Origin of the sequence: endosymbiont of Galathealinum brachiosum (assembly GCA_003349885.1) — a bacterium.
Lineage (GTDB): Bacteria > Pseudomonadota > Gammaproteobacteria > SZUA-229 > SZUA-229 > SZUA-229.
This window is the reverse complement of sequence record QFXC01000007.1, coordinates 11,475-37,431: the sequence shown is the minus strand read 5'-3', so window position 1 is coordinate 37,431 and position 25,957 is coordinate 11,475. Positions and strand designations below refer to the sequence as shown.

The 25,957-nt window shown below is 40.8% G+C and carries 20 protein-coding genes and 3 tRNA genes; 16 read left to right on the top strand and 7 right to left on the bottom strand.

Annotated features, from left to right (window positions below; genetic code table 11):
- Nucleotides 1–89: 89 nt before the first annotated feature.
- On the bottom strand, nucleotides 90–1,430 hold the full coding sequence (locus DIZ80_02800) for a 30S ribosomal protein S12 methylthiotransferase RimO (protein ID RDH84423.1): 1,341 nt from the start codon (nucleotides 1,428–1,430) through the stop codon (nucleotides 90–92).
- Between the two features lie 205 nt (nucleotides 1,431–1,635).
- On the opposite strand from DIZ80_02800, the gene DIZ80_02795 reads away from it, so the two are divergent.
- Nucleotides 1,636–2,136 carry a hypothetical protein gene (locus tag DIZ80_02795; protein ID RDH84422.1) on the top strand — a complete coding sequence of 167 codons (501 nt, stop codon included), beginning with the start codon at nucleotides 1,636–1,638 and terminating at the stop codon, nucleotides 2,134–2,136.
- Nucleotides 2,137–2,164: 28 nt separating this feature from the next.
- On the opposite strand, the gene DIZ80_02790 is transcribed toward DIZ80_02795, so the two are convergent.
- From DIZ80_02790 to DIZ80_02775, 4 genes are all read right to left on the bottom strand, one after another.
- Entirely contained in the window at nucleotides 2,165–2,410 is a 246-nt protein-coding gene (locus DIZ80_02790; GenBank protein RDH84421.1) for a SlyX protein, read from the bottom strand.
- Entirely contained in the window at nucleotides 2,389–3,135 is a 747-nt protein-coding gene (locus tag DIZ80_02785; protein ID RDH84420.1) for a sulfate transporter CysZ, read from the bottom strand. Before DIZ80_02785 ends, DIZ80_02790 begins: the two co-directional genes overlap by 22 nt.
- A 127-nt stretch (nucleotides 3,136–3,262) precedes the next feature.
- Nucleotides 3,263–4,540, bottom strand: coding sequence for a carbohydrate kinase (locus tag DIZ80_02780; protein RDH84419.1), 1,278 nt, complete (start codon nucleotides 4,538–4,540; stop codon nucleotides 3,263–3,265).
- 63 nt (nucleotides 4,541–4,603) lie between these two features.
- A complete protein-coding gene (locus DIZ80_02775) occupies nucleotides 4,604–4,993 on the bottom strand; it encodes an NADPH-dependent 7-cyano-7-deazaguanine reductase QueF (GenBank protein RDH84418.1) in 390 nt (129 codons plus the stop codon).
- A gap of 107 nt (nucleotides 4,994–5,100) precedes the next feature.
- Between DIZ80_02775 and smc the strand changes: the two genes are divergently transcribed.
- From smc to DIZ80_02745, 6 genes are all read left to right on the top strand, one after another.
- Nucleotides 5,101–8,604 carry a chromosome segregation protein SMC gene (gene smc / locus DIZ80_02770; GenBank protein RDH84417.1) on the top strand — a complete coding sequence of 1,168 codons (3,504 nt, stop codon included), beginning with the start codon at nucleotides 5,101–5,103 and terminating at the stop codon, nucleotides 8,602–8,604.
- Nucleotides 8,605–8,614: 10 nt separating this feature from the next.
- Nucleotides 8,615–9,520 (top strand): cell division protein ZipA, encoded by a 906-nt coding sequence (zipA, locus tag DIZ80_02765; GenBank protein RDH84416.1) that lies wholly within the window; start codon nucleotides 8,615–8,617, stop codon nucleotides 9,518–9,520.
- 140 nt (nucleotides 9,521–9,660) lie between these two features.
- A complete protein-coding gene (ligA, locus tag DIZ80_02760; GenBank protein RDH84415.1) occupies nucleotides 9,661–11,673 on the top strand; it encodes a DNA ligase in 2,013 nt (670 codons plus the stop codon).
- 144 nt (nucleotides 11,674–11,817) lie between these two features.
- Nucleotides 11,818–12,879, top strand: coding sequence for a hypothetical protein (locus DIZ80_02755; GenBank protein ID RDH84414.1), 1,062 nt, complete (start codon nucleotides 11,818–11,820; stop codon nucleotides 12,877–12,879).
- A 20-nt stretch (nucleotides 12,880–12,899) separates the two neighbouring features.
- The gene (locus DIZ80_02750; GenBank protein RDH84413.1) at nucleotides 12,900–13,898 is read left to right on the top strand and encodes an adenosine deaminase; all 999 of its coding nucleotides are present in this window, start codon (nucleotides 12,900–12,902) and stop codon (nucleotides 13,896–13,898) included.
- A 9-nt stretch (nucleotides 13,899–13,907) separates the two neighbouring features.
- On the top strand, nucleotides 13,908–14,285 hold the full coding sequence (locus DIZ80_02745; protein ID RDH84412.1) for a hypothetical protein: 378 nt from the start codon (nucleotides 13,908–13,910) through the stop codon (nucleotides 14,283–14,285).
- A 144-nt stretch (nucleotides 14,286–14,429) separates the two neighbouring features.
- Here the strand turns inward: DIZ80_02745 and DIZ80_02740 are convergent, their stop codons facing one another.
- Nucleotides 14,430–17,240 carry a hypothetical protein gene (locus DIZ80_02740; GenBank protein ID RDH84411.1) on the bottom strand — a complete coding sequence of 937 codons (2,811 nt, stop codon included), beginning with the start codon at nucleotides 17,238–17,240 and terminating at the stop codon, nucleotides 14,430–14,432.
- 62 nt (nucleotides 17,241–17,302) lie between these two features.
- Nucleotides 17,303–17,746 (bottom strand): universal stress protein, encoded by a 444-nt coding sequence (locus DIZ80_02735; protein RDH84410.1) that lies wholly within the window; start codon nucleotides 17,744–17,746, stop codon nucleotides 17,303–17,305.
- Between the two features lie 124 nt (nucleotides 17,747–17,870).
- Here DIZ80_02735 and DIZ80_02730 point away from each other — a divergent pair, with 124 nt between their 5' ends.
- The 9 genes from DIZ80_02730 (at nucleotide 17,871) to DIZ80_02690 (ending at nucleotide 25,932) form a co-directional block, all read left to right on the top strand.
- Nucleotides 17,871–18,356 carry a ketosteroid isomerase gene (locus tag DIZ80_02730; GenBank protein RDH84409.1) on the top strand — a complete coding sequence of 162 codons (486 nt, stop codon included), beginning with the start codon at nucleotides 17,871–17,873 and terminating at the stop codon, nucleotides 18,354–18,356.
- Between the two features lie 44 nt (nucleotides 18,357–18,400).
- Nucleotides 18,401–18,485 (top strand) — tRNA-Leu (locus DIZ80_02725).
- 152 nt (nucleotides 18,486–18,637) lie between these two features.
- Nucleotides 18,638–19,942, top strand: a complete 1,305-nt coding sequence (locus tag DIZ80_02720) for a trigger factor (GenBank protein ID RDH84408.1) — start codon at nucleotides 18,638–18,640, stop codon at nucleotides 19,940–19,942.
- Between the two features lie 197 nt (nucleotides 19,943–20,139).
- Nucleotides 20,140–20,784 (top strand): ATP-dependent Clp endopeptidase proteolytic subunit ClpP, encoded by a 645-nt coding sequence (clpP, locus tag DIZ80_02715; protein ID RDH84407.1) that lies wholly within the window; start codon nucleotides 20,140–20,142, stop codon nucleotides 20,782–20,784.
- 313 nt (nucleotides 20,785–21,097) lie between these two features.
- Nucleotides 21,098–22,378 carry an ATP-dependent Clp protease ATP-binding subunit ClpX gene (locus DIZ80_02710; GenBank protein RDH84406.1) on the top strand — a complete coding sequence of 427 codons (1,281 nt, stop codon included), beginning with the start codon at nucleotides 21,098–21,100 and terminating at the stop codon, nucleotides 22,376–22,378.
- Between the two features lie 215 nt (nucleotides 22,379–22,593).
- Complete coding sequence (locus DIZ80_02705; protein ID RDH84405.1) at nucleotides 22,594–25,035, top strand: endopeptidase La; 2,442 nt, start codon at nucleotides 22,594–22,596, stop codon at nucleotides 25,033–25,035.
- 452 nt (nucleotides 25,036–25,487) lie between these two features.
- Nucleotides 25,488–25,760, top strand: coding sequence for a DNA-binding protein HU (locus DIZ80_02700; GenBank protein ID RDH84404.1), 273 nt, complete (start codon nucleotides 25,488–25,490; stop codon nucleotides 25,758–25,760).
- Between the two features lie 17 nt (nucleotides 25,761–25,777).
- Nucleotides 25,778–25,853: transfer RNA gene (locus DIZ80_02695), tRNA-Val, on the top strand.
- A gap of 2 nt (nucleotides 25,854–25,855) precedes the next feature.
- Nucleotides 25,856–25,932, top strand: a tRNA-Asp gene (locus DIZ80_02690).
- The last annotated feature ends 25 nt before the right edge of the window (nucleotides 25,933–25,957 follow it).

The window sequence follows — 25,957 nt, the reverse complement described above, 5'->3', positions numbered from 1 at the left end:
TATTGATCTGATGTAAATAATAGTCAAATCAGCTCCCTTTACTCAGGATCGGACCCCGAGAAAAGAACCCCGAGCCATGAATTGACTGGTTAAACCTCAACAGCAAACAGATCATGCTCACTTGAATCTGTAATTTTTACATCAATTAAAGTACCGGCTTCATACTGTTTATCAGATTCTACAAATACCAGGCCATCTACTTCAGGTGCATCCGCTTTACTGCGAGCGATAATGCCTTCTTCATCAATATCATCCACCATTACCTGCATGGTCTGGCCAATTTTTTTACGGAGTTTATTTGTACTGATTTCCGCCTGGCATTCCATAAAGCGTTGCAGTCTTTCCTGTTTTACATCTTCAGGTACCTGTTCAGCAATATGGTTAGCAGTAGCACCTTCTACCGGTGAATATGCAAAACAGCCCACACGATCCAGATCAGCTTCAACCAGAAAATCCAGTAATTGCTGGAAGTCGTCCTCTGTTTCACCGGGGAAACCCGCGATAAAGGTGCTGCGCAAAGTAATATCCGGGCAGATCTCACGCCACTTTTTAATACGTGCGAGTACATTTTCAGAACTCGCTGGACGTTTCATGGCGCGTAATATATTCGGGCTGGCATGCTGGAAGGGAATATCCAGATAAGGCAAAATTTTTCCTTCAGCCATCAGGGGTATTACTTTATCAACATGAGGGTAAGGGTAGACATAATGCATACGTGTCCAGATACCCAGTTCACCAAGATGAGTTGCCAGATCTTCGAATTTAGTTTTAATCGGGCGACCATTCCAGAAGTCTGTCTGGTATTTCATATCGATACCATAAGCACTGGTGTCCTGAGAAATAACCAGTAACTCTTTAACACCACTGTTAACCAGGTTTTCAGCTTCAGTCATTACTTCGCCAATCGGGCGGCTCACCAGATCCCCTCTTAATGAAGGAATAATGCAAAAAGTGCAGCGATGATTGCAGCCTTCAGAAATTTTCAGATACGCATAATGCTTCGGAGTAAGTTTAATGCCAGCGGGAGGTATCAGGCTGGTATATGGGTCATGCTCTGGCGGTAGGTGCTCATGCACGGCTTCCAGCACTTCATCTGCAGCATGTGGGCCGGTAACGGCCAAAACCTGCGGGTAGTTAGTGGCGACAATATCACCCTTAGCACCAAGACACCCGGTAACAATGACTTTGCCATTTTCATTTAATGCTTCACCAATAGCATCCAGCGATTCTTCTACTGCGTCATCGATAAATCCGCAGGTATTCACCACCACAATATCAGAGCCCTCATATGACGGGCTGATCTCGTAACCTTCAGAGCGTAATTTGGTAATAATCTGTTCTGAATCAACCAGTGCCTTGGGGCAACCCAGACTGATGAAGCCAACTTTTTTAGAATTTTGCGGTGTATCTTTATCTGATCGGGTAGTCATTGAGCTTCAACGTGATTAAAAAATCTATTTTAACAGGATGTGCTTAATATTGCCCACACTGTGACAGGTATAACAAATCACAGGTAATTAATTGTGACATAATTGTCGTGTCCTGCGTATGTCAGGGGTGTAGTTAAATTTGACTTAGACCTCGGTATTAAAAACGATTATTCAGGAAAAATGATAAAAGAACCGGGAATTAATAATGAACAAAGATATAGTGAGTCATTCAAACGATTATTGTTTAGATTTTGTGCGGGGAGTTGATTTTTTAAAAGCATACTCGGTCACACAGGCATTACAACAATTTCAACTGGCATACGATGCCGCAGCTTATAGTAATATCTACCATAATAAATATGCTTCGTACTGTGGTCTTGCGCGTGTATTAAGTGGTGATCGAGCCGGTGTTGAATTATGCCGGGATGCAGCCAGACTGGAATCAGAGGATGGTGATGTGTTTCTAAATCTGGCTTATGCCGAATGGCATATGAAGAGTCGCAAACGCAGTATTAAAATGTTAGAAAAAGGCCTTGAAATAGATCGTAAACATGCCGGGCTTAATAAGCTGCAGAAACATCTTGGGATGCGCTCAAAACAGGTCATTTCTTTTATCGCCAGAGATAGCTTTTTAAATAAAACACTGGGTAAACTTTCGCGCAAAAAAATACCATCTAATAACTGGACGCTTCAACAGCTTCTGTAGTTATTGTTAAATCTTAATTAAACCGATTTTAATAGTGTGGTGGTGGAGTTTCTTCATCAGTAGACAATATATTATTTTCACCGGTGGACTTTAACTTCTCATCCATCTGTTTTACTTTTTCGAGCAGGGCAGTGAGTAGCTTGTCCTGTTCGTAAATGATTTTATCCAGAGACAGGATATGGTCTTCCTGATGAGTGAGTCTGATTTCCAGGTCAATTAATTTTTCTTCTATCAACGTCACGTTCGACTCATTCACGATAACTGGTCTCCATATTTAACCCAGAGTGAAGTGGCGCCTGCAACACCCGCAGGCATAGCAATAAAGTTAAGCACGGGAATGCTGGTGAATAACATCACGCTGCCGCCAAAACCTAATGATAAGCTGCGTTTAGATATGGCCTGTTTATTAATGTCTTTAAAAAACTTGTTGTGATTTGACATTGGGTAGTCGAGATATTCCAGCGATAACATCCATGCACCAAATAAAATCCAGATAAATGGCGCGGCAAGATTAATGACTGGAATCAACGTTAATATAAATAAAACGATCCACCATTTAATAAAATAAAATAACTTACCTATTTCAGACGCAATGCTGCGTTTAATCATTTCAGAAGTTGGGAAACTCGGCCCTGTATCTAAAGGCTGGCCGGTTAAATGTTTCTCAACTTTTTCAGCCAGCAAGCTATTAAAAGGTGCAGCAATTAAGTTAGCAATAAAAGTAAAGGTATAAAATATAACCAGTAAAATCATAATTGAAAATAGCGGCCACAATAACCAGATTAAAGCGGTTTCAAGCCAGCTTAACCAGTCGGGGAAATCAGGCAAAAGGCTGTTCATCCATTCATCAAATTTGATAAATAAATACCAGGTAGCACCACCAAATAAAGTGATGTTAATGCTCAGGGGAATCAATACAAAGCGACGCAAGCCGGGTTGAGTAATGAGTTTTAAACCTTCAAAAATATGGCCGAAGCCTTTGAATAAATTTCCAATCATAATTTTTCTATCGTTATTTGTCGTCAGGGATCGGAGTTATATTTGATGCTTGAGTTTAAATCACCCCGTAAGATGATTAGATCAAATATGAGTCCGATCCCGGTGTTTGTGTTTTCGACCCAGGTGTTTAGCTATTATTAAACCCGGCCCTGGCCAGCAGCGCGCTACCATAACACGCCTCACTGTATTCTGCCTGTTTAACCTCGACACCTAAAGCCAGTTCACGAATCTGACACCAGGCTTTATTTTTACTTCCACCTCCGGTGGTTTCAACCTGCAAAGGAAAAGGAGCACCGAGTTTATGTAGCTTGTTATAACCATCGAGCTCAATCCGGCTGATACCTTCAAGTATCGCCTGAAAGAATTTGAGCTCTGTATCTGCTTTTGGTTCCAGTCGAGGTTGAAGTTGAGCATCATTGACAGGAAATCGTTCACCGGCCTGAAGCAAGGGGTAATAATCAAACCCGGTAGGTTCCTCAGGTTTGAGTGAATCGGATAACTGATTTATTTGTGCGGAATCGAAATAACGCTCTAATACTGCGCCGCCACTATTCGATGCACCACCAGCTAACCAGTAATCCCCAAGCTTATGGCTATAAATGCCGAACTCCAGAGCTGTTACCGGTTTATCTGAAACCACTTTTAATACCAGCGTGCTGCCCAGAGAGGTTACCGCATCGCCGGGTTTGTTTGCACCCGTTGCGATAAAAGCTGCAATGCTGTCTGTGGTGCCACTCACTATCTGACAGTCAGCATTCAAGCCGAACAGGCTTTTGCTGACGTGTGCAATACAGGTACCGGGTGCAACAACCTCGGGTAATAAATCCATATTTACATTTAAATCATTTAACCAGTCGGGCCATTTTGAGGCTTGTGGGTCATAACCGGTTTTTAATGCGTTGTTCTCATCACTAATATCAAAACGGCCACAGAGTTTTCCCACTATCCAGTCTGCCTGATGTAACAGGTGTCTGGCCTGAGGGTATAACGGCTGTAAATAGAGTAGTTTAGCCAGACCCGAACTGGTGCCGTGGGCAGCAGTTTCTGCAGGGGCAATAGATTTTATAAGGGCAGCCTGTTCTGTGCAAAAACCGTCGTTATACATCCGGGCCGGGGCCACAGGCTTGCCCTGTTCATCACAAAGCAGAACGGTGCCTGACGTGCCATTCACGGAAATGGCTTTAACATTTTTAACATTAATTTTGCTGAATAGATCACGCAGTACTTTATTTGTTGCATGCCACCAGAGATTTGCATCCTGTGTGATCGCGTTGCCCTGCCTGATCGGTGAGGGAATCGGGGTTTTGCAGGTGTGTAGTAAGGCTTTGTTATTGTTGATGACACAGGCTCTTACACCTGATGTGCCGAGGTCGATTCCGATATGAAGAGCATTGATTTTTGTCATAGAGGAGTCTGTGGTTCAGGGAGAATGAGTCGATCTGACTCATTCTCTGATATGTGGATAGTTTTAAGGTAAAACCACTGGCTCAGGAGCAACCCAGCCTTCCTGTCTGTGTTCAGCGATCACGGTTGTATAAACGCCACCACGCACATTAAATTCAGCGGTAATGCGCATAAATCTAGGGTCGGTTGCGTCAACCAGATCACTTAGAATCTGGTTGGTAATATCTTCATGAAACGCACCTTGTTCACGGAATGACCACATATATAACTTGAATGACTTCAGTTCTACGCATTTTTTATCCGCAATATAATCTAAATGGATGGTTGCGAAGTCTGGCTGGCCTGTTTTCGGGCAGATGCAGGTGAATTCAGGTGTGTGGATGCGGATGGTGTAATCACGCTCTGGACGGGGGTTATCGAAGGTTTCCAGTTCTTTTGATGGCTGAGTAGTCATTAGTTTCTCTATTAAGTGTAAATTTTGGCCGCATTATACATTGAAATTGATATACTAGGCGGCTTGAAAAAAACACATCAAATAAAAATAGATATTACGGGTTATAAATGCGTTTAAGCAAAATCAAACTGGCGGGCTTCAAATCTTTCGTAGATCCCACCACCATTGAGTTTCCATCCAATCTGAACGGTATCGTAGGGCCAAATGGCTGCGGTAAATCTAATACCATAGATGCGGTTCGCTGGGTAATGGGTGAATCATCGGCCAAGCACTTACGTGGTGCTTCGATGGCGGATGTTATTTTTAGTGGCTCTTCTTCGCGTAAACCTGTTAGTCAGGCCTCTGTTGAACTGGTTTTTGATAATAGTGAAGGCAAACTGGAAGGTCCTTATGCCAGTTTTACAGAAATTTCCGCTAAGCGATTAGTTACCCGTGATGGTCAGTCTAAGTATTTTCTTAATGGCAGTAAATGTCGTCGTCGTGATATAGCTGACCTGTTCCTGGGTACTGGTTTAGGCCCGCGTAGTTACGCGATTATCGAGCAGGGCATGATCTCCCGTTTAATCGATGCTAAACCGGAAGAGTTACGTGCATTTCTGGAAGAAGCCGCGGGAATATCTAAATATAAAGAACGTCGCCGTGAAACCGAAACCCGTATTCGTCATACCCGTGAAAATCTTGAGCGTCTGGATGATTTACGTGAAGAAATTGATAAGCAGCTGGATCGTTTACAACGCCAATCACGCACGGCAGAAAAATATAAAGAATTAAAAATTGAAGAGCGCCGCTTTAAAGCCGAGCATCTGGCGTTGCGCTGGAAAGAATTACACGATCAGATGGAAAATCGCGAACAGGCGATTGAAGAGCAGGAAACCCGTTTACAGGAAGTGATTGCAGAGCAACGTGCAGTTGAGTCTGAACTGGAAACGTTACGTGAACAACGTGTAGAGCAAAACGAATCGTTAAATGCAGTACAGGCTCGTTATTATAGTCTGGGTTCTGAAATTTCACGTATAGAGCAAAATATTCAGCATGAAAAAGAAATGCTGAGTCGCCAACAAAATGATTTAAATGAGCTGGAAAACGCCCTGAATGAGATTAAGGCGCTATTGCAGTCAGATCGTGAGCAGTTAGAAGAAATTGATTTAGTATTGGGTGAAGCTGAGCCTAAACTCGAAATGCAGCGTGAATCGCAACAGGCGGTTAATGAGACGTTACATGAAGCTGAACAGGCCATGCAGGAATGGCAGGCTGAATGGGATACACATAACGAACAGGCTGCCCAGCCATCTCAAACAGCTCAGGTTGAACGTACACGTATGGAGCAACTTGAGAAACAGGTTGTTCAGCTGAAGCAACGCCATGAAAAAATTGAAGATGAAAAACGTAAACTGGTGGGTGACGATCTAGAGATCGAGATAGAACAGTTACGTGAGCAAAGCGAAACGGCGGAAATGAAAAAGTCAGAAATGCAGGATAAGGTTTCTGATGTGATTGAACAAATTCGTAATCAGCGTGAGTTATCTACCCAGTTTGGCCGTGATGAAGATGCATTACGTCGTCAGTTAAATGAAAGTCGGGGTCGTCTGGCTTCACTTGAAGCATTGCAGAAAGCAGCACTGGGTAAAAATGAAAATGCAGTGGGTGGCTGGTTAGAAAAACATGGTCTGGCGAAGAACTCACGCCTGGCAGAAAATATAGAAGTGGATGCGGGCTGGGAAAGAGCGGCGGAAACGGTTTTAGGTTCACATCTTGAGGCGGTCTGTGTTGATGGTATGGACAGCGTTGCTCAGGTGTTGGGTGATTTGAATGAGGGTAATTTAAGCTTATTCGATACTTCAAATTCTGCTGCGGTCAATGGTGCAGCTGATAGCCTGAGTAGTAAAATTAAATCATCGGTTTCTTTAAGTGGTGTTCTTGAAAACGTGAAAGTGGCTGAAGATTTAAGTCAGGCATTATCAATGCGCGCTTCCCTGGCTGCGAATGAATCAGTTATTACTAAGGATGGTATCTGGTTGGCTCAGGCATGGTTACGAGTGGCACGTGATAAAGATGAGAAATCAGGTGTGCTGGCCCGTGAGCAGGAAATTAAAGAACTGCAGCAGGTAATTGAAGAGCAGGATATGACACTGGAAGAACTTGAGGTTCAGATTCAGGATGCCCGTGCACAGTTACAGAATTTAGAACAACAGCGTGAACAATGGCAGGCTGAGTTAAATAATACCCATAGCCAGTGTTCACAGATTCAGGCGCAGTTAACAGCAGGCCAGACCAAGTTAGAACATTTATTAAGTCGTAACCAGAACCTGCAGGAAGAGTCGGTAGAGATCACTAAAAATATCGAACGTCAGCAGGATGAAATGGAATCAGCGCGTCGTAAACGTAATGAAGCCATGACACAGATGGAAGCTTTATCGCGCCAACGTGATGAATTATCAGGTCAACGTGAAAATCTGCAGAATCAGTTATTAGAAGCGCGTAGTAAAGCACAGAATGAACGTGAGTCTGTGCATGAGCTGGCAATTCAAATTGAATCGCGACGTACATTAAAGCGAAATCTCGAACAAAATATAGAGCGAATGGCTCGTCAGCTGGAAACTCAACAGCAACGTCACGAAGAATTAACCGGAAGTTTACAGGTGGTTAAATCGGGTGAAGATAAATCTGAAGAACTGGAAGTTTTGCTTGAAGAAAGGTTACAGGTTGAAGAACAGTTAACAGAAGCGCGTCGTTCGGTTGAAGCCATTGATAATAGTTTGCGCACGTTAGAACAGAAGCGTAATGAAGTTGAACAAAAATCACAGATGATTCGCTCAAGTTTAGAGCAGGCTCGTTTAAATACATCTGAAGTTAAAGTGCGTAGCCAGACTGTGCAGGAACAACTTGCAGAAACTGACTTTAATGCAGAGGATCTGTTAGAAGAGTTAGGTGGTGAAGCGAATATAAATGACTGGGCACGTAAGGTTGAAGAAATCGCTCAGCGTATTGCTCGTTTAGGCCCGATTAATCTGGCGGCAATTGAAGAATTTGAAGAGCAGAGTAAACGTAAAGAGTATTTAGATTCCCAACATACGGATATAACCGAAGCACTGGAGACTCTGGAAGCTGCGATTGAAAAAATTGATAAGGAAACTCGTTCTAAATTTAAAGACACTTATGAGTCGGTAAATAACCGGATTCAGGAAATGTTCCCTCGCCTGTTTGGTGGTGGTCAGGCATACCTTGAATTAACCGGTGATGATTTACTGGATACTGGTGTGGTTGTAATGGCTCGTCCACCGGGTAAACGTATTAGTCATATACAGTTAATGTCTGGTGGTGAAAAAGCCCTGACAGCAGTTGCGCTGGTATTTGCTATCTTTGAATTGAATCCAGCACCTTTCTGTATGCTGGACGAAGTGGATGCTCCTTTAGATGAAGCCAATGTAGGCCGTTTCTGTGCACTGGTTAAAGCCATGTCGAAAACGGTTCAGTTTATCTTTATTACTCACCATAAAGTCACCATGGAAATGGCTGAAACAATGAGTGGGGTAACCATGCGTGAAGCAGGTGTGTCACGTCTGGTAACAGTTGATATTGAAGAAGCTGCAAAAATGGTAGAGAGTGCGTAAAGGTTTATAAATGGAGATGGATGATTTACGTTGGATTTTATTAGGCGTCGCAATTGTTATTGTTGTGGCTGTATATCTGTTTAGTCGTGTACGTAAAAAAGATCAGAATTATTCACCTCTCGATGCGGCTAACGATGTGCCATCATTTAGTGCAACAGAGGAAAGCGAAAATAATGAATGGATGCATGGGGTTGGCCCTGTAAAAGTCGTGTCCAGTTCACCTTATGATGCTGATGATATTCAAAATGAAAATAATTTTGATGAAGCAGTACAGTCAACACCTGAAAAAACATTTAGAGAAAAAACATATCAGCCTGAGCCTTACTCGGAACGTGAACAGGATAAGGATGTTGAGCCTGCTGATGAAAGTTTTGATGGTTCTCGAAGTATTGAACAGCCATTAATAGAAGAGCCGGCAGCGGAAGAAATACCAGCAGAAGAGCCTGTAGTGAAAAAGCAGAAATCTGCTACACCTCAGGTAGATGTTGCTATTGATGATGTGGTATCCGTTTATGTGCTAGCTCAGCAGGATGAAATAATTAAAGGTGAAAAGGTGTTGAGTGCCAGTTACGCACTGCATCTGGATTACGGCGATATGAAAATTTTTCACCGTCATAATCAGACAACAGATAGAAAAATTCAATTTAGTATGGCAAATATTCAGCAACCCGGCTTTTTTGAAATTGATCATATGAACGAAATGGAAACAAAGGGTGTTAGCTTTTTTATGCAGGCTAATCTGGTTGATAATCCATCTGATGTGCTTGATGAAATGTTGATTTGTGCTCATAGTTTATCAACCATGTTGGATGCCGTCTTATGTGATGCGCAACGTAAAGTATTAGATGAAGAATCGGCGACTGCATTACGTGAGAAAGTAAAATATCTTGAAAGTATTAAAGCTCAATCCGTTTAATTCTTAACTTATTTATATTTCCTGTTTCGGGGGAGATCTGTCAAATTATCCGAAGTCACAGGGATTTCGATAAGGCATCTGAAAATGACAGATTATGAAATTATATTTAGGTTTATCTGAAATATTGTAACAAAGTAAAAATGTCTAATAATAAACAATCAATTGAAATCACACATTTACGCGATCAGCTTAATCACCATAGTTATCAGTATTACGTACTGGATGATCCGGAAATACCCGATGTCGAATACGATCGTCTTTATCGAGAACTTCAGTCACTAGAAAAACAGAACCCGGATTTAATTACCAGTGATTCCCCAACACAGCGTGTTGGGGACAAACCGCTAGACGGGTTCACTCAGGTTAAACATGAAGTACCTATGTTGTCGCTTGATAATGTATTTAATGAAGAAGAGTTAAGTGATTTTAATAAACGCATTCAGCAGCGATTAGACAGTGATGATGAAATCAGTTTTGCAGCAGAACCAAAACTAGACGGTCTGGCGGTGAGTCTGTTGTATGAAAAAGGTTTATTAGTACGTGCGGGTACGCGGGGTGATGGAACCACGGGTGAAAACATTACCCAGAATATTCGTACTATTCATTCTATACCTCTGAAATTATTAGGTAGCAATATTCCCGAGCTGTTAGAGGTAAGGGGTGAAGTATTTATGCCCAAAGCGGGTTTTGAAAAACTAAATCAGATAGCCCGTGATAATGATGAAAAGCAATTTGCTAACCCGCGCAATGCAGCAGCAGGATCATTGCGTCAACTCGACCCTAAAATAACGGCTAAACGACCTCTCGCAATGTACTGTTATGCAGTTGGGCGGGTAGACGGTGGTGCAGAATTGGAAACTCATAGTGATATGCTTGATCACTTGAAACAATGGGGTTTGCCGTTATGCAAAGAACGCCAGACCGTTCAGGGTGTAGAGGGTTGTCTGGATTATTTTAAACAAATGTCCGGTTTACGAGATTCGTTATCGTATGAGATTGATGGCATTGTTTATAAAGTTAATTCACTTAATTTACAGAAAGAGCTGGGTTTTGTTGCCAGGGCTCCTCGATGGGCCATAGCGCATAAATTTCCAGCACAGGAAGAACTTACCCGGGTAAATGCAATAGAGTTTCAGGTAGGCAGAACTGGAGCGATAACGCCAGTTGCTAGATTAGAACCGGTTTTTGTAGGGGGTGTTACGGTGAGTAATGCAACTTTACACAATATGGATGAAGTGAACCGAAAAGATGTGCGTGTTGGTGATCAGGTGATAATACGTCGCGCAGGTGATGTTATACCTGAGGTTGTGCGTGTCGTGCCCGGTAGTCGAAAGCACGGAGCAGAGAAAATCAAGCTTCCTGAAAAATGTCCTGTTTGTGAGTCGGAGATTGAACAGGAGGAAGGTGAAGCGATTGCACGTTGCAGCGGCGGTCTGTTTTGTGGTGCGCAACGTAAAGAGTCCATCAAACATTTTGCTTCTCGTAAAGCCATGGACGTGGACGGGCTAGGAGACAAACTGGTAGAGCAGTTGGTTGATGAAGGCTGTATTGACCATATGGATGACCTGTATTCACTGACGGTTGAAAAGATTATCGGCCTTGAACGTATGGCTGAAAAATCGGCGACAAACCTGATTGAATCTTTAGGGAAATCAAAATATACCAGTTTAAATCGATTTATTTATGGGCTGGGTATTCGTGAGGTTGGAGAAGCAACGGCACAAACACTGGCTCAGTACTTCACATCTCTCGATGCGATTAAAGCGGCGGATGAAGAATCATTACAGCGCGTAGAAGATGTGGGTCCTATTGTGGCAGCACATATTGTTCGATTCTTTAAGCAGCCACATAATCTAGAAGTGATTGAAAAATTATTAAATGCGGGAATACACTGGGATGCTATCGAAGGTGTCGCTGTAGAAGAACAAACATTGGAAGGTAAAACATTTGTGTTGACTGGCACACTAACTGAAATGACACGGGATGATGCTAAGAAAGCTTTACAGGCTCGCGGGGCGAAAGTTACGGGTAGTGTCTCGAAGAAAACCAGTTATGTTGTGGTGGGTGATAATGCAGGTTCTAAAGCCACTAAAGCAGAACAGTTAGGCGTTGAAATGCTGGATGAAGCGGCGTTGGTTAAATTGTTAGAATAGTCGCATTTGTGTTTTTAGCTCGTGTCATCTGTATGGATTTGCACAATAATTCATGAATTCGATATTGCTGATGTCAACCATTGTAGTCATAGCAAAATTTTAGAACTACACTTATATTCTTAAATAATATAAAAAGGCGATATCATGAAATCATCTCTTTTCAATTACGCCCAATTTACTCTTTTTATATTTCTTCTTTTCGGTGTTCAGGCCGTTGCCATCTCTCAGTCTGTTGTAAGCGAAAAAATAATATTTCTAAATGAGGATGGGAAAAATTACGTACGCTACGATACATTAAGAACCAGTCACCCCAATTATGATATCTGGTTTGAAAAAGGTCAGGTGCAATCACCAGCAGAACACTTAAAAGATTATCTGTATGTGTACCCTGATAAATACAAGTGGGATGTGACCTCGCAAAAAAAATATGATCTGTTAAAAATTGCCTCTGGAACCTATGCAACACTGGTGCAAAACAAGTTACTTAAAACGGAGATAAAGATAGGTGAAAATGGAGTTTATACATATAAAAACTGGGATGAAAAAACAAAAACACCAGAAAATAATTATGGCATCTGGAATAAGCCTGAAAACTTCTCTCAACTGGTTTATGCATGGGTGTTTCCCCGTAATTTTAAAGTTATAAGTTATGAAGCTAATCGCCCTGGTAAGTGGGTGAAACGTAACAATACGATTACTTATTATGGAAATAATGTTAATGACCTGGTATTTACGATTAAGTATCAGCCTCGAAGTAATAAGTTATATAAAGAGCTGGTTAAAGCGCTTGATGAGCTGGAGCAAATACAGCTGGAGCAGGGAACAAAGAGTGTAAAAATCACCCTGGCCGCGACAGTTCTGTTTTCTTCGGGAAGCAGTGATCTAAGTCAGCGAGGAAAACGTATTCTTGCTCGATTATCCAGAGCTTTGCTTGATGATGAAAATCTGAAAATTATTATAGAAGGTCATACAGATAATGTGCCTATAACGGGTAATTTGCATAAACGATTTAAAACCAACTGGGAGCTCTCATCTGTACGATCATTAACTGTATTACATTTTATGGAAGACCAGGCTATTCCTGCCGTCCGTTTAGAATCAAGAGCCATGGGGGCGACAAGACCAATAGCCTCAAATAAGACAGAGCAGGGTAAGAGGGAAAACAGACGAATTGAAATTTTACTCAGAGATATGAGAAATTATTAATATTTAAAAGGGAAATAAATATGACAGCAGTATCGAAAGACTGGCTTAATAATTTACCAAAAATAGAACTGCACTTACATCTGGAAGGCAGTCTTGAACCAGAGTTAATGTTTGAACTTGCACAGAGAAATAACATTCAACTGCCTTTTGAAACGGTTGAGCAGGTGCGAGCCGCTTATGAATTTAATAATCTACAGGATTTTCTGGATATTTATTATCAGGGTGCAAATGTATTACAGCAGGAACAGGATTTTTATGATTTAACCTGGGCATATCTCAAAAAATGTCAGTCACAGAATGTGATTCACGTAGAACCCTTTTTTGATCCGCAGACACATACTGATCGAGGTATAAGTTTTGAAACGGTGATTAATGGCATTTCACGTGCACTGGATGATGCTCATGATCAGCTGGGAATTTCCAGTCAGCTGATTATGTGTTTCCTAAGGCACCTTAGTGAAGAGGCCGCATTTGAAACGCTAAAACAGTCTGAGCCTTTTATTAAAAAAATTGTAGCAGTGGGGCTGGATAGTTCGGAGCAGGGGCAGCCACCGGAAAAGTTTAGTCGGGTATTTGCAAAAGCAAGAGAGCTGGGTTTGTTAACCGTAGCACATGCGGGTGAAGAGGGACCAGCGGAATATATCTGGACAGCTATTAATGATTTAAAAGTAAGCAGGGTTGATCACGGTGTACGTGCCACGGAAGATTCTGAGTTAATCTCGTATCTGGTAAAAAGTAAAATGCCCCTTACGGTTTGCCCTTTATCAAATACTAAATTACGTGTTTTCGATAATATGTCTGAACATAATATTTTATTGATGCTGGAGCAGGGTGTGTGCGTTACGGTGAACTCGGATGACCCTGCTTATTTTGGTGGTTATATGACAGAGAATTTTGTTGCTTTAGCGAAGTCGTTAGATATGACTGAAATACAGGCAAGGTTACTTGTTCTAAATAGTATTGAGGCGAGTTTTGTTGATGATGAACGCAAGCAGGCAATGCGGGTAATGCTAGGTTGATTTTATAAGATGGAGTGGATCAAAACCTTACATATTAGTTGTGTTGTTTTATCCTTTTGCGGTTTTTTTCTGCGTGGTCTATTGATGATAACGGGTTCTGCGCTCCTGTATAATCGCTGGGTTAAAACAGTGCCCCATGTGGTTGATGCTACATTGTTGATCAGTGCATTGTTTATGTTGTATCTATTTCACTGGTCGGTTTTAGATCATCAGTGGTTGCAGGTTAAGATTGTGGCTTTACTGGTTTATATTGGGCTTGGGATGCTCGCGCTTAAACCTGGAAGGCCTGTTCGTCTCCGGTTAGGGGCCTGGGTTTTGGGATCGCTTGTGTTTTTGTTTATTGTTTCTGTGGCGCTTACGAAGTCTGTTTATGGGTTTATAGGTTGAGTCTTATGTTTTTAGGTAAGTTTCACGTTCCCATGAAGAAATGAGCGTGAAAAACGCCAGCAGGCCTCACTACAGAGCTCTATCCTCGAAAGACTAAATTGTACAGGAACTCCCACAGCAAAGACCAAATAGTAAGAGACAAATCTAATCAGCAACTTCCCACATCTGCTTACGACACAAGCCACTCATATCACAATAACCACAAGCCTGGGAATCACCCCATGAAGGTAAAGGTTGAGATTCTCGTATTTCAGAAATAACCGTCTCCAGTCGTTTCAAAACATCAACTTTTAAATCAGACAAAGCGTCACCCTCTAATGCTCCTGCCTGTTTGGTTTCACCTTTATCCAGTTTTAAATAAATAACATTGCACACATCATCCATTAATGCTGCATAACTGGTGAGCTGGATGTTTTCTGCCAGATCAATATCACTCTGTTTAGCCGTGCCACCGGTTTTGTAATCAATAATAGAAAGTTCATTGCCCTGTTTATCAATTCTATCCAGACGCCCCACCAGTTTTGTTTCTGGGCTAAGAGTGTTTTCTTCGGGCTCTTCAAGTTTATAAATGTTCCAGTCGATTTGGCGTTGTATTTGCCAGTCGATATAAGATTCTGCTGTAAGCATCCAGCGTTCAAACCAGCCCCTATGTTGTATAGAGTCCTCTGCCTGTGTGTTAAATATCTGTCGAGACAGGTCTTCTATGTGAGTCAATGCATTGGCTTTGTTGTTATAGGTTAATGGTTCATTGAAAGGAGCAGGCATGTTGTCACACTGCTGGTGAAAAGCATGAAGTATTGAGTGTACTTTTTCGCCGTATTCACTTTTTAATAATTCCAGACTAATTTGTTCTAATGGTTTTAATTTTAATGCATCAGCGGCAAAGAATTTATATGGGCAATCTATTAAGCGTTGATGACGTGATGCTGAATATTCTGCCGGGATTAGTCCGGGTTTAATAGATGGGTGTGCCTGACTGACAGTTGTAATATTGTTAATTAATTCTCTGCTGCGATCAGTTACCGGGTTTAGTTTATTTAATAAAATATCCAGATGATTGTCCCGTAAAGAGAGGTTGAAACTATGCTTGCTAAAATCCTGTAAAGAACTAACCCATGGGGATACCTGCATCCATTCGCCATTTTTTTCTGCCTGCCATGTAATGAGTACATCATTAGCGGCCAGTAATAATTGTTGAAATTGATAAAAATTATTCTCTTTTTTCTGGTGCCAGTTCTTAAGTTGTAGTGCCTGTCTTACAGATTGATTAAAAAACGGGTGTTGACTGGCGCTGCCCGGGAATGATTTCATGTTCGCGCCGGCAATGATTAATGTGTCGAACTGACAATATTGTGCCTGCTGCATGTTCATTATTTTTACGGCAGATAACTGACTTTGTGGTTTAAATTGTTCGCGTTCTAATGTGCTGCCAATCCATGTGCGTAAATCCAGCCAGCTCATAATCGGGTTTGCTGCGTGGTGAGCGTAAGATAACTTATCAAGCTCTTCCTGTACCCGTTGACCGGCAATATCTGAAGAAAACTGTTGATATATGCCTAGTTCTTTAATGCTTTTTATGAAGTGACTGATCCATACTTCAGGCGTGCAGAGTTGATCGCTTTTAAAAAGAGCGGTTAACTCACTGGAAGCTGTTTCAAGTTTATTTAGCAATAACAGTAGTTGTTCGGATGTTGATCTGTTTTTTAAATTAAGTCTTTCCGCTCTATTTTTTATACCATTTTTAAATCGTTTTAAATCATTGGCTATATTTTCATGAAGAACAATATCCTGCTCAAAACGATAAACCAGATTTAAGTGGTTATCAAAATCATTGGCATCACAAAAGAAAGGTGATTTTAACAAATCCAGCAAAGGCTGGTAAGCGAAATCCTGCTCAATGCATTCTAACCAGCGTTCGAGTACTGTCGCTGAACTGGTTGTAGCAAGTGCCCAGCCTGCAGTGTCCTGTATGTTTACATCTGCACGTTCGAGTAGTGCACGTAATCGCCTTGCCAGTTTACGATTTTCAGTAACAACGGCAATATTTGAGTTTCCCTTTAATAGACTCATGCGAATTTTTAAATCCACAGCCTGTGTTTCCTGCTCAGCACTTTGTGCATCATATAGTTTTATGTTATCTAAAAAACACGTTCCATTCGTGTTTTTATATGCCTGTATTCGTTGGTAAAAGTCTTTTTCCTGAGAGTAAATGTCCTGTAGTAACTGTGTTTCATTTTTCTGTGTGACGTGTGTTACTTTTGCTACCTGTGATAGTTTATCGCACCAGGCTAGCTCAAGTGCTGTGAACTGTTCCATACCAATTATATAAAAGTGTTTGTTATGCATGTGATCTGGTATGGCGAAAAGTAATTGCTGCTTAAGCGCTCCTGTGTCGTCCTGTAAGTTTAAAGCTTTAAGTTGCTGTTGCCATGCTTGCCACAGGGTTTGAATTATTTTCGCTTCCTGATTTAGATGTATCAGGTTTTGTTCGGTCTGATAAGCTTTTTGAAGATTTTCAATCCAGACAGGGGTTGAATCCGATAACCATTGATGCTGACTTAAATTTAATTCATCAAATAATTCAAGCAGACTGTCGCAGATCTGCCAGTGATTTTCTATAGAAAATAAATCACTATGCTGTTTGAGGGCTTCAATTAGTAACAGTTGCCGCGCTGATTCATTGAGGTGCTTTCTTGAAAAATCTGTCGGGTTTATATTTTCATTTAGCCATTGTGCGTGGCTGCCAATAAAACCGCCAAGTAAAGTTTGCTGGGCAACGTTTGTCAGGCTAATGCGCATTTGTTGTACTGCCTGAGCGTTGGGTAAAAATATGCAGATCTGGTTTAAATCAGGCAGTTCATCTTTGTATTCGAGTAATATTATTTCAGCCAGTGTTCGGGTGAAATGATCGTTTGATGGGATGCTGATTTTCTGAATTGTTTGCGCTGATGTCATAAGAGGACATTAACATATCCAGATGATTAATTTTTACTGTATTTTAACAAACCGCATTTATTCTAATTTTCAATTTTAACAGCCAGTATATCGCAGGGCATTTCATGTAAAACTGCATTTGCAGTTGAACCTAATAGAATATTAATACCATGTCGTCCATGAGAGCCTATAACAACCAGGTCGCATTGATGGTCTTTTACAAACTGGGATATTTCATATTTTGGTGTACCAAGTGCAGTATGTAATTCAGCATTAATTAATTTTTGCTGCTTACTAAATTTTTCCAGTGACACTTTTGCCTGTGACAGCATTTCAGTCTCATCAACAATCCAGTTATTAGCAAGGACAGGTTCGTAGACAGAGTCTATAGGTGGTAAATATTCAACAATATGCAGTAAGCTGAGTTTTGCATTATTACGATCTGCAATATCACGTGCTTTGTTTAAAACCTGTTCGGCAGATGAGGCGAAGTCAATTGCTATCAGTATATGGCTGTAGTCACTCATAATCCTGCTCCAATGTTATTCATTTGAGATGCTTTATATATGTTAAGTATAGTTTATATTGTGTAGGTGCAATTTACTGGTTGCGACGGGTTGCTGCTGATATTACTTAAAGTAAGGTCTAAAAATGAACTCAAATGAACGATTAATACATGAATTTTATTCATCCTTTCAAAGTCTCGACTGGCAAGGCATGCAGCAGTGTTATGCTTCAAATATTCACTTTTCTGACCCTGTTTTCAATGATTTAAAAGGTGATGATGTGAGTGCTATGTGGCATATGCTGTGTAACAGAGCGAAAGATTTTGAGCTGAAATTTAGCGATATTCAGGCTGATGAAAAACATGGATCTGCTCGTTGGGAGGCAACTTACACGTTTTCTCAGACAGGTAGAAAAGTTAATAATGTGATTTTTGCTGAATTTCAGTTCGATAATGGCAAAATAATTCGTCATTCTGATCATTTTAGCTTCTGGAAGTGGAGCAAAATGGCGTTGGGGCCTATTGGAATCCTGCTTGGGTGGTCTGGATTTCTAAAGAATAAAGTGCAGCAGCAAGGGCTAAACGGCCTTAAACTCTTTATTCTGCGGCATCATTCAAAAAAAAATCTATAAAAGGCTTCACATCTGATAATTTTGTTATATAATTCCGCGCCTTAGCGAGCGTGGTGAAATTGGTATACACGCCAGATTTAGGTTCTGGTGTCGCAAGACGTGAGAGTTCGAGTCTCTCCGCTCGCACCATCTTTATAAGGTGGGCTCAATTATGAGTTCCCGCCTTAGTTTTTTGAAAACCCGGGGTGATTATTTACTCCGGGTAATTCAAATTTACATAATATTCATAATCCATATATTGGCTGTATTTGAACAGCTAATCAGGTACTACCGAGGTTACTATGCAAGTTTCTGTTGAATCAGGCGAAGGTCTGGAGCGTAAATTAACAATTCAGGTTCCAGCCGAAACTGTTGATAAAGAAGTAGACAGTCGTCTGAACTCAATGCGTTCACGCGTTAAAATTGATGGCTTCCGCCCTGGTAAGGTGCCCTTGAGTGTTGTTAAAAAACAATATGGCCCATCAGTGATTCAGGAAGTGGTCGGTGAAGTCATGCAGAACACATTACGTGATGCCGTTGTTCAGGAGTCTCTGAATCCAGCAGGTAACCCTTCTATTGAGCCAACATCAATGGAGCCGGGTAAACCATTAGAGTTTATCGCAACATTTGAAGTTTATCCTGAAATCGAGCTGGTTGATTGCGCTACGTTAGAAGTTGAACGTACAACGGCTGAAGTAGCTGATAGTGATGTTGATACTATGATCGACACATTATTAAAGCAACGTACAACTTATGACGTTGTTGATCGTGCATCTAAAGACGGTGATCAGATGACTATCAATTTTGATGGTTCGGTAGATGGCGAGCAGTTTGAAGGCGGTCAGGCTGATTCAGTTCCTGTTGTGTTAGGTTCTGGTAGTATGATTCCCGGTTTCGAAGAAGCACTGGAAAACAAATCAGCTGGCGAAGAGTTTTCTTTTGATGTGAGCTTCCCTGATGATTACCATGCAGAAAATCTAAAAGGTAAAAAAGCGACTTTTGCGACTAAAGTTATTACTGTTGCAGAGCCCAAAGCGCCTGAAATTGATGAAGAGTTTGCTAAATCGTTTGGTGTTGAAGATGGTTCAATTGATACGCTGAAGTCTGATATTCGTGGCAATATGGAACGTGAATTACGTAACAAGTTATCTGAAGTGCTAAAGAAAGAAGTATTAGATAAATTATTAGAAGCAAATGATGTGCCTGTGCCTAAAGCTCTAATTGATCAGGAAGCGGGTAATTTACAAAAGCAGATGATGGAAGCGGGTCAGTTACAGGGTGGTATGTCTTTACCGAAAGAATTATTTGAAGGTGAAGCTAAACGTCGTGTTGGTCTAGGTCTGGTTATCGGTGAAGTAGTAAAGAAAGCTGAAATCAAACCTGAAGCAGATAAAGTAACTGCAAAGATTGAAGATATTGCACAGACTTATGAAGATCCTTCAGAAGTTGTGAATCATTACAATAGCAACCCTCAGTTAAAGCAGGGTATTGAAGCATTAGTAATGGAAGAAATGGTTGTTGACTGGATTGTTGATCAGGCAAAAGTATCAGACTCAGCTAAAAGTTTTCATGACCTAATGAACCCTGAAGCTCAAAATCCTGCATAAATATCAGGGTTTAACTCAGCTTTGTTTGTTCAAAAAACAAACAGGTTAATAAAAAAAGCAGGCTTTTAGCCTGCTTTTTTTATTTGCCTACTTGTATTTATCTAGTCACAACATACAATCAGTTGAACTTAAATTTAAATATAAAACAAGTAACGTTGTTTTCAATGTTGCAAACCCATGTTCCCGGAGAACAATGAATGATCATTACATCAGAAAATAGTAAGGGTGCACTTGGATTAGAGAATAATCTGGTGCCCATGGTTGTTGAGCAAACTGCACGTGGTGAGCGTTCTTATGATATATATTCAAGACTGTTAAAAGAACGAGTTATATTTATTGTTGGTCAGATTGAAGATCATATGGCTAATTTGATTGTTGCCCAGTTATTATTTCTGGAATCTGAAAACCCGGATAAAGATATCTCAATTTACATAAACTCACCCGGTGGAGTGGTTACTTCAGGTATGGCTATTTATGACACCATGCAGTTCATTAAACCAGATGTGTCTACTTTGTGCATTGGTCAGGCTGCGAGTATGGGGGCATTATTATTAGCCGGTGGAGCAGATGGTAAACGTTTTGCCTTGCCTCACTCTCGAGTAATGATTCATCAGCCATTAGGTGGTTTTCAGGGGCAAGCAACGGATATTGATATTCATGCCCGTGAAATACTCTCAATGCGTGATCGTTTGAACTCTATTCTGGCTAAACATACAGGCCAGTCAATGGAGCGAATCGCTGAAGATACTGAGCGTGACAATTTCATGAGTGCGGATGATGCAGCTGAATACGGGATGATTGATTCTGTATTAAGAGAAAGAAGTGGAGAAACGTCAGAGTAATTGCTAAACAGGCATTTCCTGACTTGAAAAGTAATTAAATATCACCACGTAATAAAAACCGCCAAATGGCGGTTTTTTATTAAATTTTGGGCTATCTTCTACTTAATAAGTAATAAAATGTTAAATAGATGCCTAAATTTTGAACAAAACCATAAAAATCATATGGTTGAGTAATATTTAATCAAAAAACCTTTTAAATTATACTCTTGCAACTTATTACGATAATTGGCAAGGTATAGATTGTAATTGTAGCTATAATTACCATTAGCTATAGAAATGTATTATCAGCTTCGGGCTAGAATGAGGACACGTCATGAGTGACGACAAAAATAATGAAGAAGATTCGGGCAAACTGCTGTATTGCTCGTTTTGCGGCAAAAGCCAGCACGAAGTCAAAAAGCTGATCGCAGGCCCTTCCGTATTCGTTTGTGATGAATGCGTAGAGCTTTGCAATGATATTATCAGCGAAGAGCTGCAAGAGCAGGCTGCTTCATCAGTAACCAAGTTACCTAAACCCCAGGAAATTAAAGAAATTCTGGATGATTATGTAATTGGTCAGACACAGGCTAAGAAAGTGTTAGCCGTGGCGGTTTATAATCACTATAAACGCCTGGAAGTTAAACATAAGAAAGACGATGTAGAACTTTCCAAAAGTAATATCATGCTAATTGGGCCTACCGGTTCGGGTAAAACCCTGTTAGCACAAACACTTGCACGTTTACTTAATGTGCCATTTACCATTGCTGATGCGACGACATTAACCGAAGCGGGTTATGTGGGTGAAGATGTTGAAAATATCATTCAGAAGTTACTACAAAAGTGTGATTATGATGTAGAGAAAGCCCAGACGGGTATTGTTTATATTGATGAAATTGACAAAATTTCACGTAAGTCGGATAACCCCTCAATCACACGTGATGTTTCAGGTGAAGGTGTGCAGCAGGCATTATTGAAGCTAATTGAAGGTACGGTTGCATCAGTACCGCCACAAGGTGGACGTAAGCATCCTCAGCAGGAATTTCTACAGGTTGATACCGGTAATATTCTCTTCATATGCGGTGGTGCATTTGCGGGCCTGGATCAGGTTATTCGTGACCGTTCAGAGAAAAGTGGAATTGGTTTTGGCGCAGAAGTTCGCGGCAAGGAAAATACTAAATCTACAGGTGAGATTCTTAAAGATCTGGAGTCGGATGATTTGATTCGATATGGTCTGATTCCGGAATTTGTAGGGCGTTTACCCGTAGTTGCTACTCTGGAAGAGCTAGATGAAGACGCACTGGTAACTATACTAACTAAGCCTAAGAATGCTTTAACGAAACAGTATTCCAAAATGTTTGAAATGGAAGATTGTGAGTTAGAGTTCCGTGATGATGCGCTTGTAGCGGTTGCCAAAAAAGCAATGGAGCGTAAAACAGGTGCTCGTGGTCTTCGTACTATTCTGGAAAATATTCTTCTGGAAACAATGTATGAATTACCGTCGCTGGATAATGTCACCAAGGTTGTACTGGACGAGGGTGTCATTAATGGAGAGGCCAAGCCGTTTATGGTGATTGAAAATAATGAAGCACCAAAAACTGCGTCTAGCGCTGAGTAAGAAGTCTAACTAAAGTAAGTTAGCCTGATTGAATCTGTAAGTTGCAGTCAGGCTAGTTTTAATTATCAAAAAATTTATGGGGCCACTCGCCAACCATAAAAAATATTTATTAATCAACCTTGAAGCTTCACATACTGCCCCCATGTGATTCTAAAGAATTAAATATCGGTGGGTTCTAATTACCCTCCCCTAAATAAATACTCGAGGTAATATCCGTGTCAGATACCGAAAACGAAATTGAATCAATAGTGGAAGCGTATGAAGGAAAAATTCCTGTACTTCCATTACGTGATGTCGTGGTTTATCCACATATGGTTATCCCTCTATTTGTCGGACGAGAGAAATCTATACAGGCACTTGATGCTGCTATGTCAAAAGACAAACAGATATTACTGGTGGCGCAGAAAAGTGCAGAAATAGATGATCCATCAATGAAAGATATCCATGAAATTGGTACGCTTTCAACTATTCTGCAGTTGCTTAAATTACCGGATGGTACGATTAAAGTGCTGGTAGAAGGTGCAACCCGTGCAAAAGTGGATGCTGTATTTGATGATGAGCCTTTCTTTACAGCTGATTACACATTGTTAGAAGACAGTGGTGATGAAAATGACCGTGAACTTGAAGTGCTTTCTCGTTCCATAATGGGTGTATTTGATCAGTACGTAAAACTCAATAAAAAAGTACCGCCAGAAATTCTAACGTCTCTTAGCGGAATTGATGACCCTGCTCGCCTTTCTGACACTATTGCTGCTCATATGTCGCTTAAAGTAGATGAAAAGCAGAAAATCCTGAGTATTTCAAATGTTAATAAACGTATGGAATATTTACTCAGCATGATCGAAGCTGAGATTGATTTGTTACAAATTGAAAAGCGCATTCGTGGTCGTGTTAAGCAGCAGATGGAAAAAAGTCAGCGCGAGTATTACCTGAATGAGCAAATGAAAGCGATTCAGAAAGAGCTGGGTGAACTTGACGAGGCACCTAATGAAATTGAAGACCTTGAAAAGAAAATTAATAAAGCGGGTTTGAGTGCTGAAGCCAAGAAAAAGGCTAATTCAGAGCTTAGTAAACTAAAAATGATGTCGCCTATGTCGGCAGAAGCAACTGTTGTACGCAACTATATTGATGCGTTAGTGGGTTGCCCATGGAAAAAACGTAGCAAGATATCAAAAGATATAAATGAAGCGCAAAAAATACTAGATGAAGATCATTACGGTCTGGAAAAAGTTAAAGAGCGCATTCTTGAGTATCTTGCGGTTCAGCAACGAGTTAAAAAACTTAAAGGCCCCATTCTTTGTTTAGTTGGACCTCCAGGTGTTGGTAAGACTTCTCTGGGTCAATCTATTGCGCGTGCAACTAACAGAAAGTTCACACGTATGGCGCTAGGTGGTGTTCGAGATGAAGCGGAGATTCGTGGTCATCGTAGAACTTATATAGGCTCACTGCCAGGTAAGGTTATTCAAAACCTGAGTAAGGTTGGTACACGTAATCCGTTATTCCTGTTAGATGAAATCGATAAGATGGCTCAGGATTTCAGGGGTGACCCGGCTTCGGCATTATTAGAAGTATTAGATCCAGAGCAAAACCATACGTTTGGTGATCATTATCTTGAAGTTGATTTTGATTTATCAGATGTGATGTTTATCGCGACGTCAAACAGTATGAATATTCCGGGACCATTACTTGACCGTATGGAAGTAATACGTATACCCGGTTATACCGAAGATGAAAAAATGAACATTGTTAAAAACTATTTGCTACCCAAGCAAATGGAGAATAATGGTCTGAATAATGATGAGCTTGAGGTAACGCAGGAAGCTATTATGGATACGGTTCGTTACTATACTCGTGAAGCTGGAGTGCGAAGTTTAGAGCGTGAAATGTCTAAAATTTGTCGAAAGGTTGTTAAAGATGTTCTGATGAATTCAAATGATAAGAAAGTGGTTGTCACATCAGAGAATCTGGAAAAATATCTTGGGGTTATTCGTTTCCGTTATGGTAAAGCTGAAGATAATGATCAGGTAGGGCAGGTAACCGGTCTGGCATGGACTGAAGTAGGTGGCGAGTTACTCAGTATTGAGGCTGCTGTTGTGCCGGGTAAAGGCAAACAGACATTTACCGGGCAACTGGGTGATGTCATGCAGGAATCTATTTATGCTGCGATGACAGTGGTTAGAAGTCGTGCTGAATCATTAGGTCTTGAAGATGATTTTTATGAGAATAAAGATATTCATATTCATGTGCCGGAGGGTGCAACACCTAAAGATGGGCCAAGTGCCGGTATTGGTATGTGCACAGCTATTGTTTCAACCATGACAGGTATACCAGTGAGATCAACGGTAGCTATGACTGGTGAGATTACCTTGCGTGGCGAAGTGTTGCCTATAGGTGGTTTGAAAGAAAAATTACTGGCTGCTCATCGTGGTGGAATTGAAACGATCGTTATTCCGCATGAAAATGAAAAAGATCTTGCTGATATTCCTAAAACTGTTCTTGAAAAACTGGAAATCAAACCAGTAAGATGGATTGATGAAGTTTTGGCAATTGCTTTACAAAGTGTGCCAGTCCCGAGAGGTAAGGCGGGAAAATCTGAAGCAGGTTCTAGTACTAAAGGAAAAAAGTCTAAAAAAGAAGATGATTTACGTCATCATTAACATTAATCTTTGAAGGCCTGATTTTAATCCTGAAAAAGCGCATTTATAGCAATATAAATGCGCTTTTTTTATTTCGAATAAACAAATATTTTTATCTTCTTATAAAGTTAATTATCAAATTTTTTTATCAATTTTCAGACAAAAGCTGGGTTTTTATACTTGACAGAAAATTAATTGATTGATTTAAGCCTATATTTGCTAAAAGCCATTGACACGGTGCTTTCAGGGCTGGTATAAAGTTTGCGCTAGTTCTATCCACAAAACGTCAGATTAGCAGGGGCATTTAAAGTGCGCTTTAAAGTGACGATTCTGGATATGTGAAGTTTCTCCGCGGCATGACTCATTTAAAAAGTCACAAGATGGTAGATACGGGCTTTTACAACAAAAATATATTTACTTGAAACAACAGTTTCTTTAATTTCACGAACACAACTAACATTTAGGATTTTATAATGAATAAATCAGAATTGATTGACGCTATTGCTGATAACTCAGGCTTATCAAAAGCAGATTCAGGGCGTGCACTTGATGCAGTGATTTCATCTGTAACAGGCGCATTAAAAGATAATGACCAGGTAACTATCGTTGGTTTTGGTACATTTTTAGTACGTCAGCGTGCAGCACGTGTTGGCCGTAATCCACAAACAGGCGCAGAGATCCAGATTAAAGCTGCTAACGTTCCAGCATTTAAGCCTGGCAAAGCATTAAAAGATGCAGTAAACTAGCGCCCGCACAAAATGGCGGGTGATTAGCTCAGCTGGTAGAGCGTCGCCCTTACAAGGCGAATGTCGGGGGTTCGACTCCCTCATCACCCACCACTGGACCGGTAGTTCAGCTGGTTAGAATGCCGGCCTGTCACGCCGGAGGTCGCGGGTTCAAATCCCGTCCGGTCCGCCATACAAATAAAAAAGGCCCCCCTGTT

Coding starts and splice junctions, on each gene's coding strand:
- DIZ80_02800 (RDH84423.1), bottom strand. CDS start 1,430: ATGACTACCCGATCAGATAAAGATACACCGCAAAATTCTAAAAAAGTT.
- DIZ80_02795 (RDH84422.1), top strand. CDS start 1,636: ATGAACAAAGATATAGTGAGTCATTCAAACGATTATTGTTTAGATTTT.
- DIZ80_02785 (RDH84420.1), bottom strand. CDS start 3,135: ATGATTGGAAATTTATTCAAAGGCTTCGGCCATATTTTTGAAGGTTTA.
- DIZ80_02780 (RDH84419.1), bottom strand. CDS start 4,540: ATGACAAAAATCAATGCTCTTCATATCGGAATCGACCTCGGCACATCA.
- DIZ80_02775 (RDH84418.1), bottom strand. CDS start 4,993: ATGACTACTCAGCCATCAAAAGAACTGGAAACCTTCGATAACCCCCGT.
- smc (RDH84417.1), top strand. CDS start 5,101: ATGCGTTTAAGCAAAATCAAACTGGCGGGCTTCAAATCTTTCGTAGAT.
- zipA (RDH84416.1), top strand. CDS start 8,615: ATGGAGATGGATGATTTACGTTGGATTTTATTAGGCGTCGCAATTGTT.
- ligA (RDH84415.1), top strand. CDS start 9,661: ATGTCTAATAATAAACAATCAATTGAAATCACACATTTACGCGATCAG.
- DIZ80_02755 (RDH84414.1), top strand. CDS start 11,818: ATGAAATCATCTCTTTTCAATTACGCCCAATTTACTCTTTTTATATTT.
- DIZ80_02750 (RDH84413.1), top strand. CDS start 12,900: ATGACAGCAGTATCGAAAGACTGGCTTAATAATTTACCAAAAATAGAA.
- DIZ80_02745 (RDH84412.1), top strand. CDS start 13,908: ATGGAGTGGATCAAAACCTTACATATTAGTTGTGTTGTTTTATCCTTT.
- DIZ80_02740 (RDH84411.1), bottom strand. CDS start 17,240: ATGACATCAGCGCAAACAATTCAGAAAATCAGCATCCCATCAAACGAT.
- DIZ80_02735 (RDH84410.1), bottom strand. CDS start 17,746: ATGAGTGACTACAGCCATATACTGATAGCAATTGACTTCGCCTCATCT.
- DIZ80_02730 (RDH84409.1), top strand. CDS start 17,871: ATGAACTCAAATGAACGATTAATACATGAATTTTATTCATCCTTTCAA.
- DIZ80_02720 (RDH84408.1), top strand. CDS start 18,638: ATGCAAGTTTCTGTTGAATCAGGCGAAGGTCTGGAGCGTAAATTAACA.
- clpP (RDH84407.1), top strand. CDS start 20,140: ATGATCATTACATCAGAAAATAGTAAGGGTGCACTTGGATTAGAGAAT.
- DIZ80_02710 (RDH84406.1), top strand. CDS start 21,098: ATGAGTGACGACAAAAATAATGAAGAAGATTCGGGCAAACTGCTGTAT.
- DIZ80_02700 (RDH84404.1), top strand. CDS start 25,488: ATGAATAAATCAGAATTGATTGACGCTATTGCTGATAACTCAGGCTTA.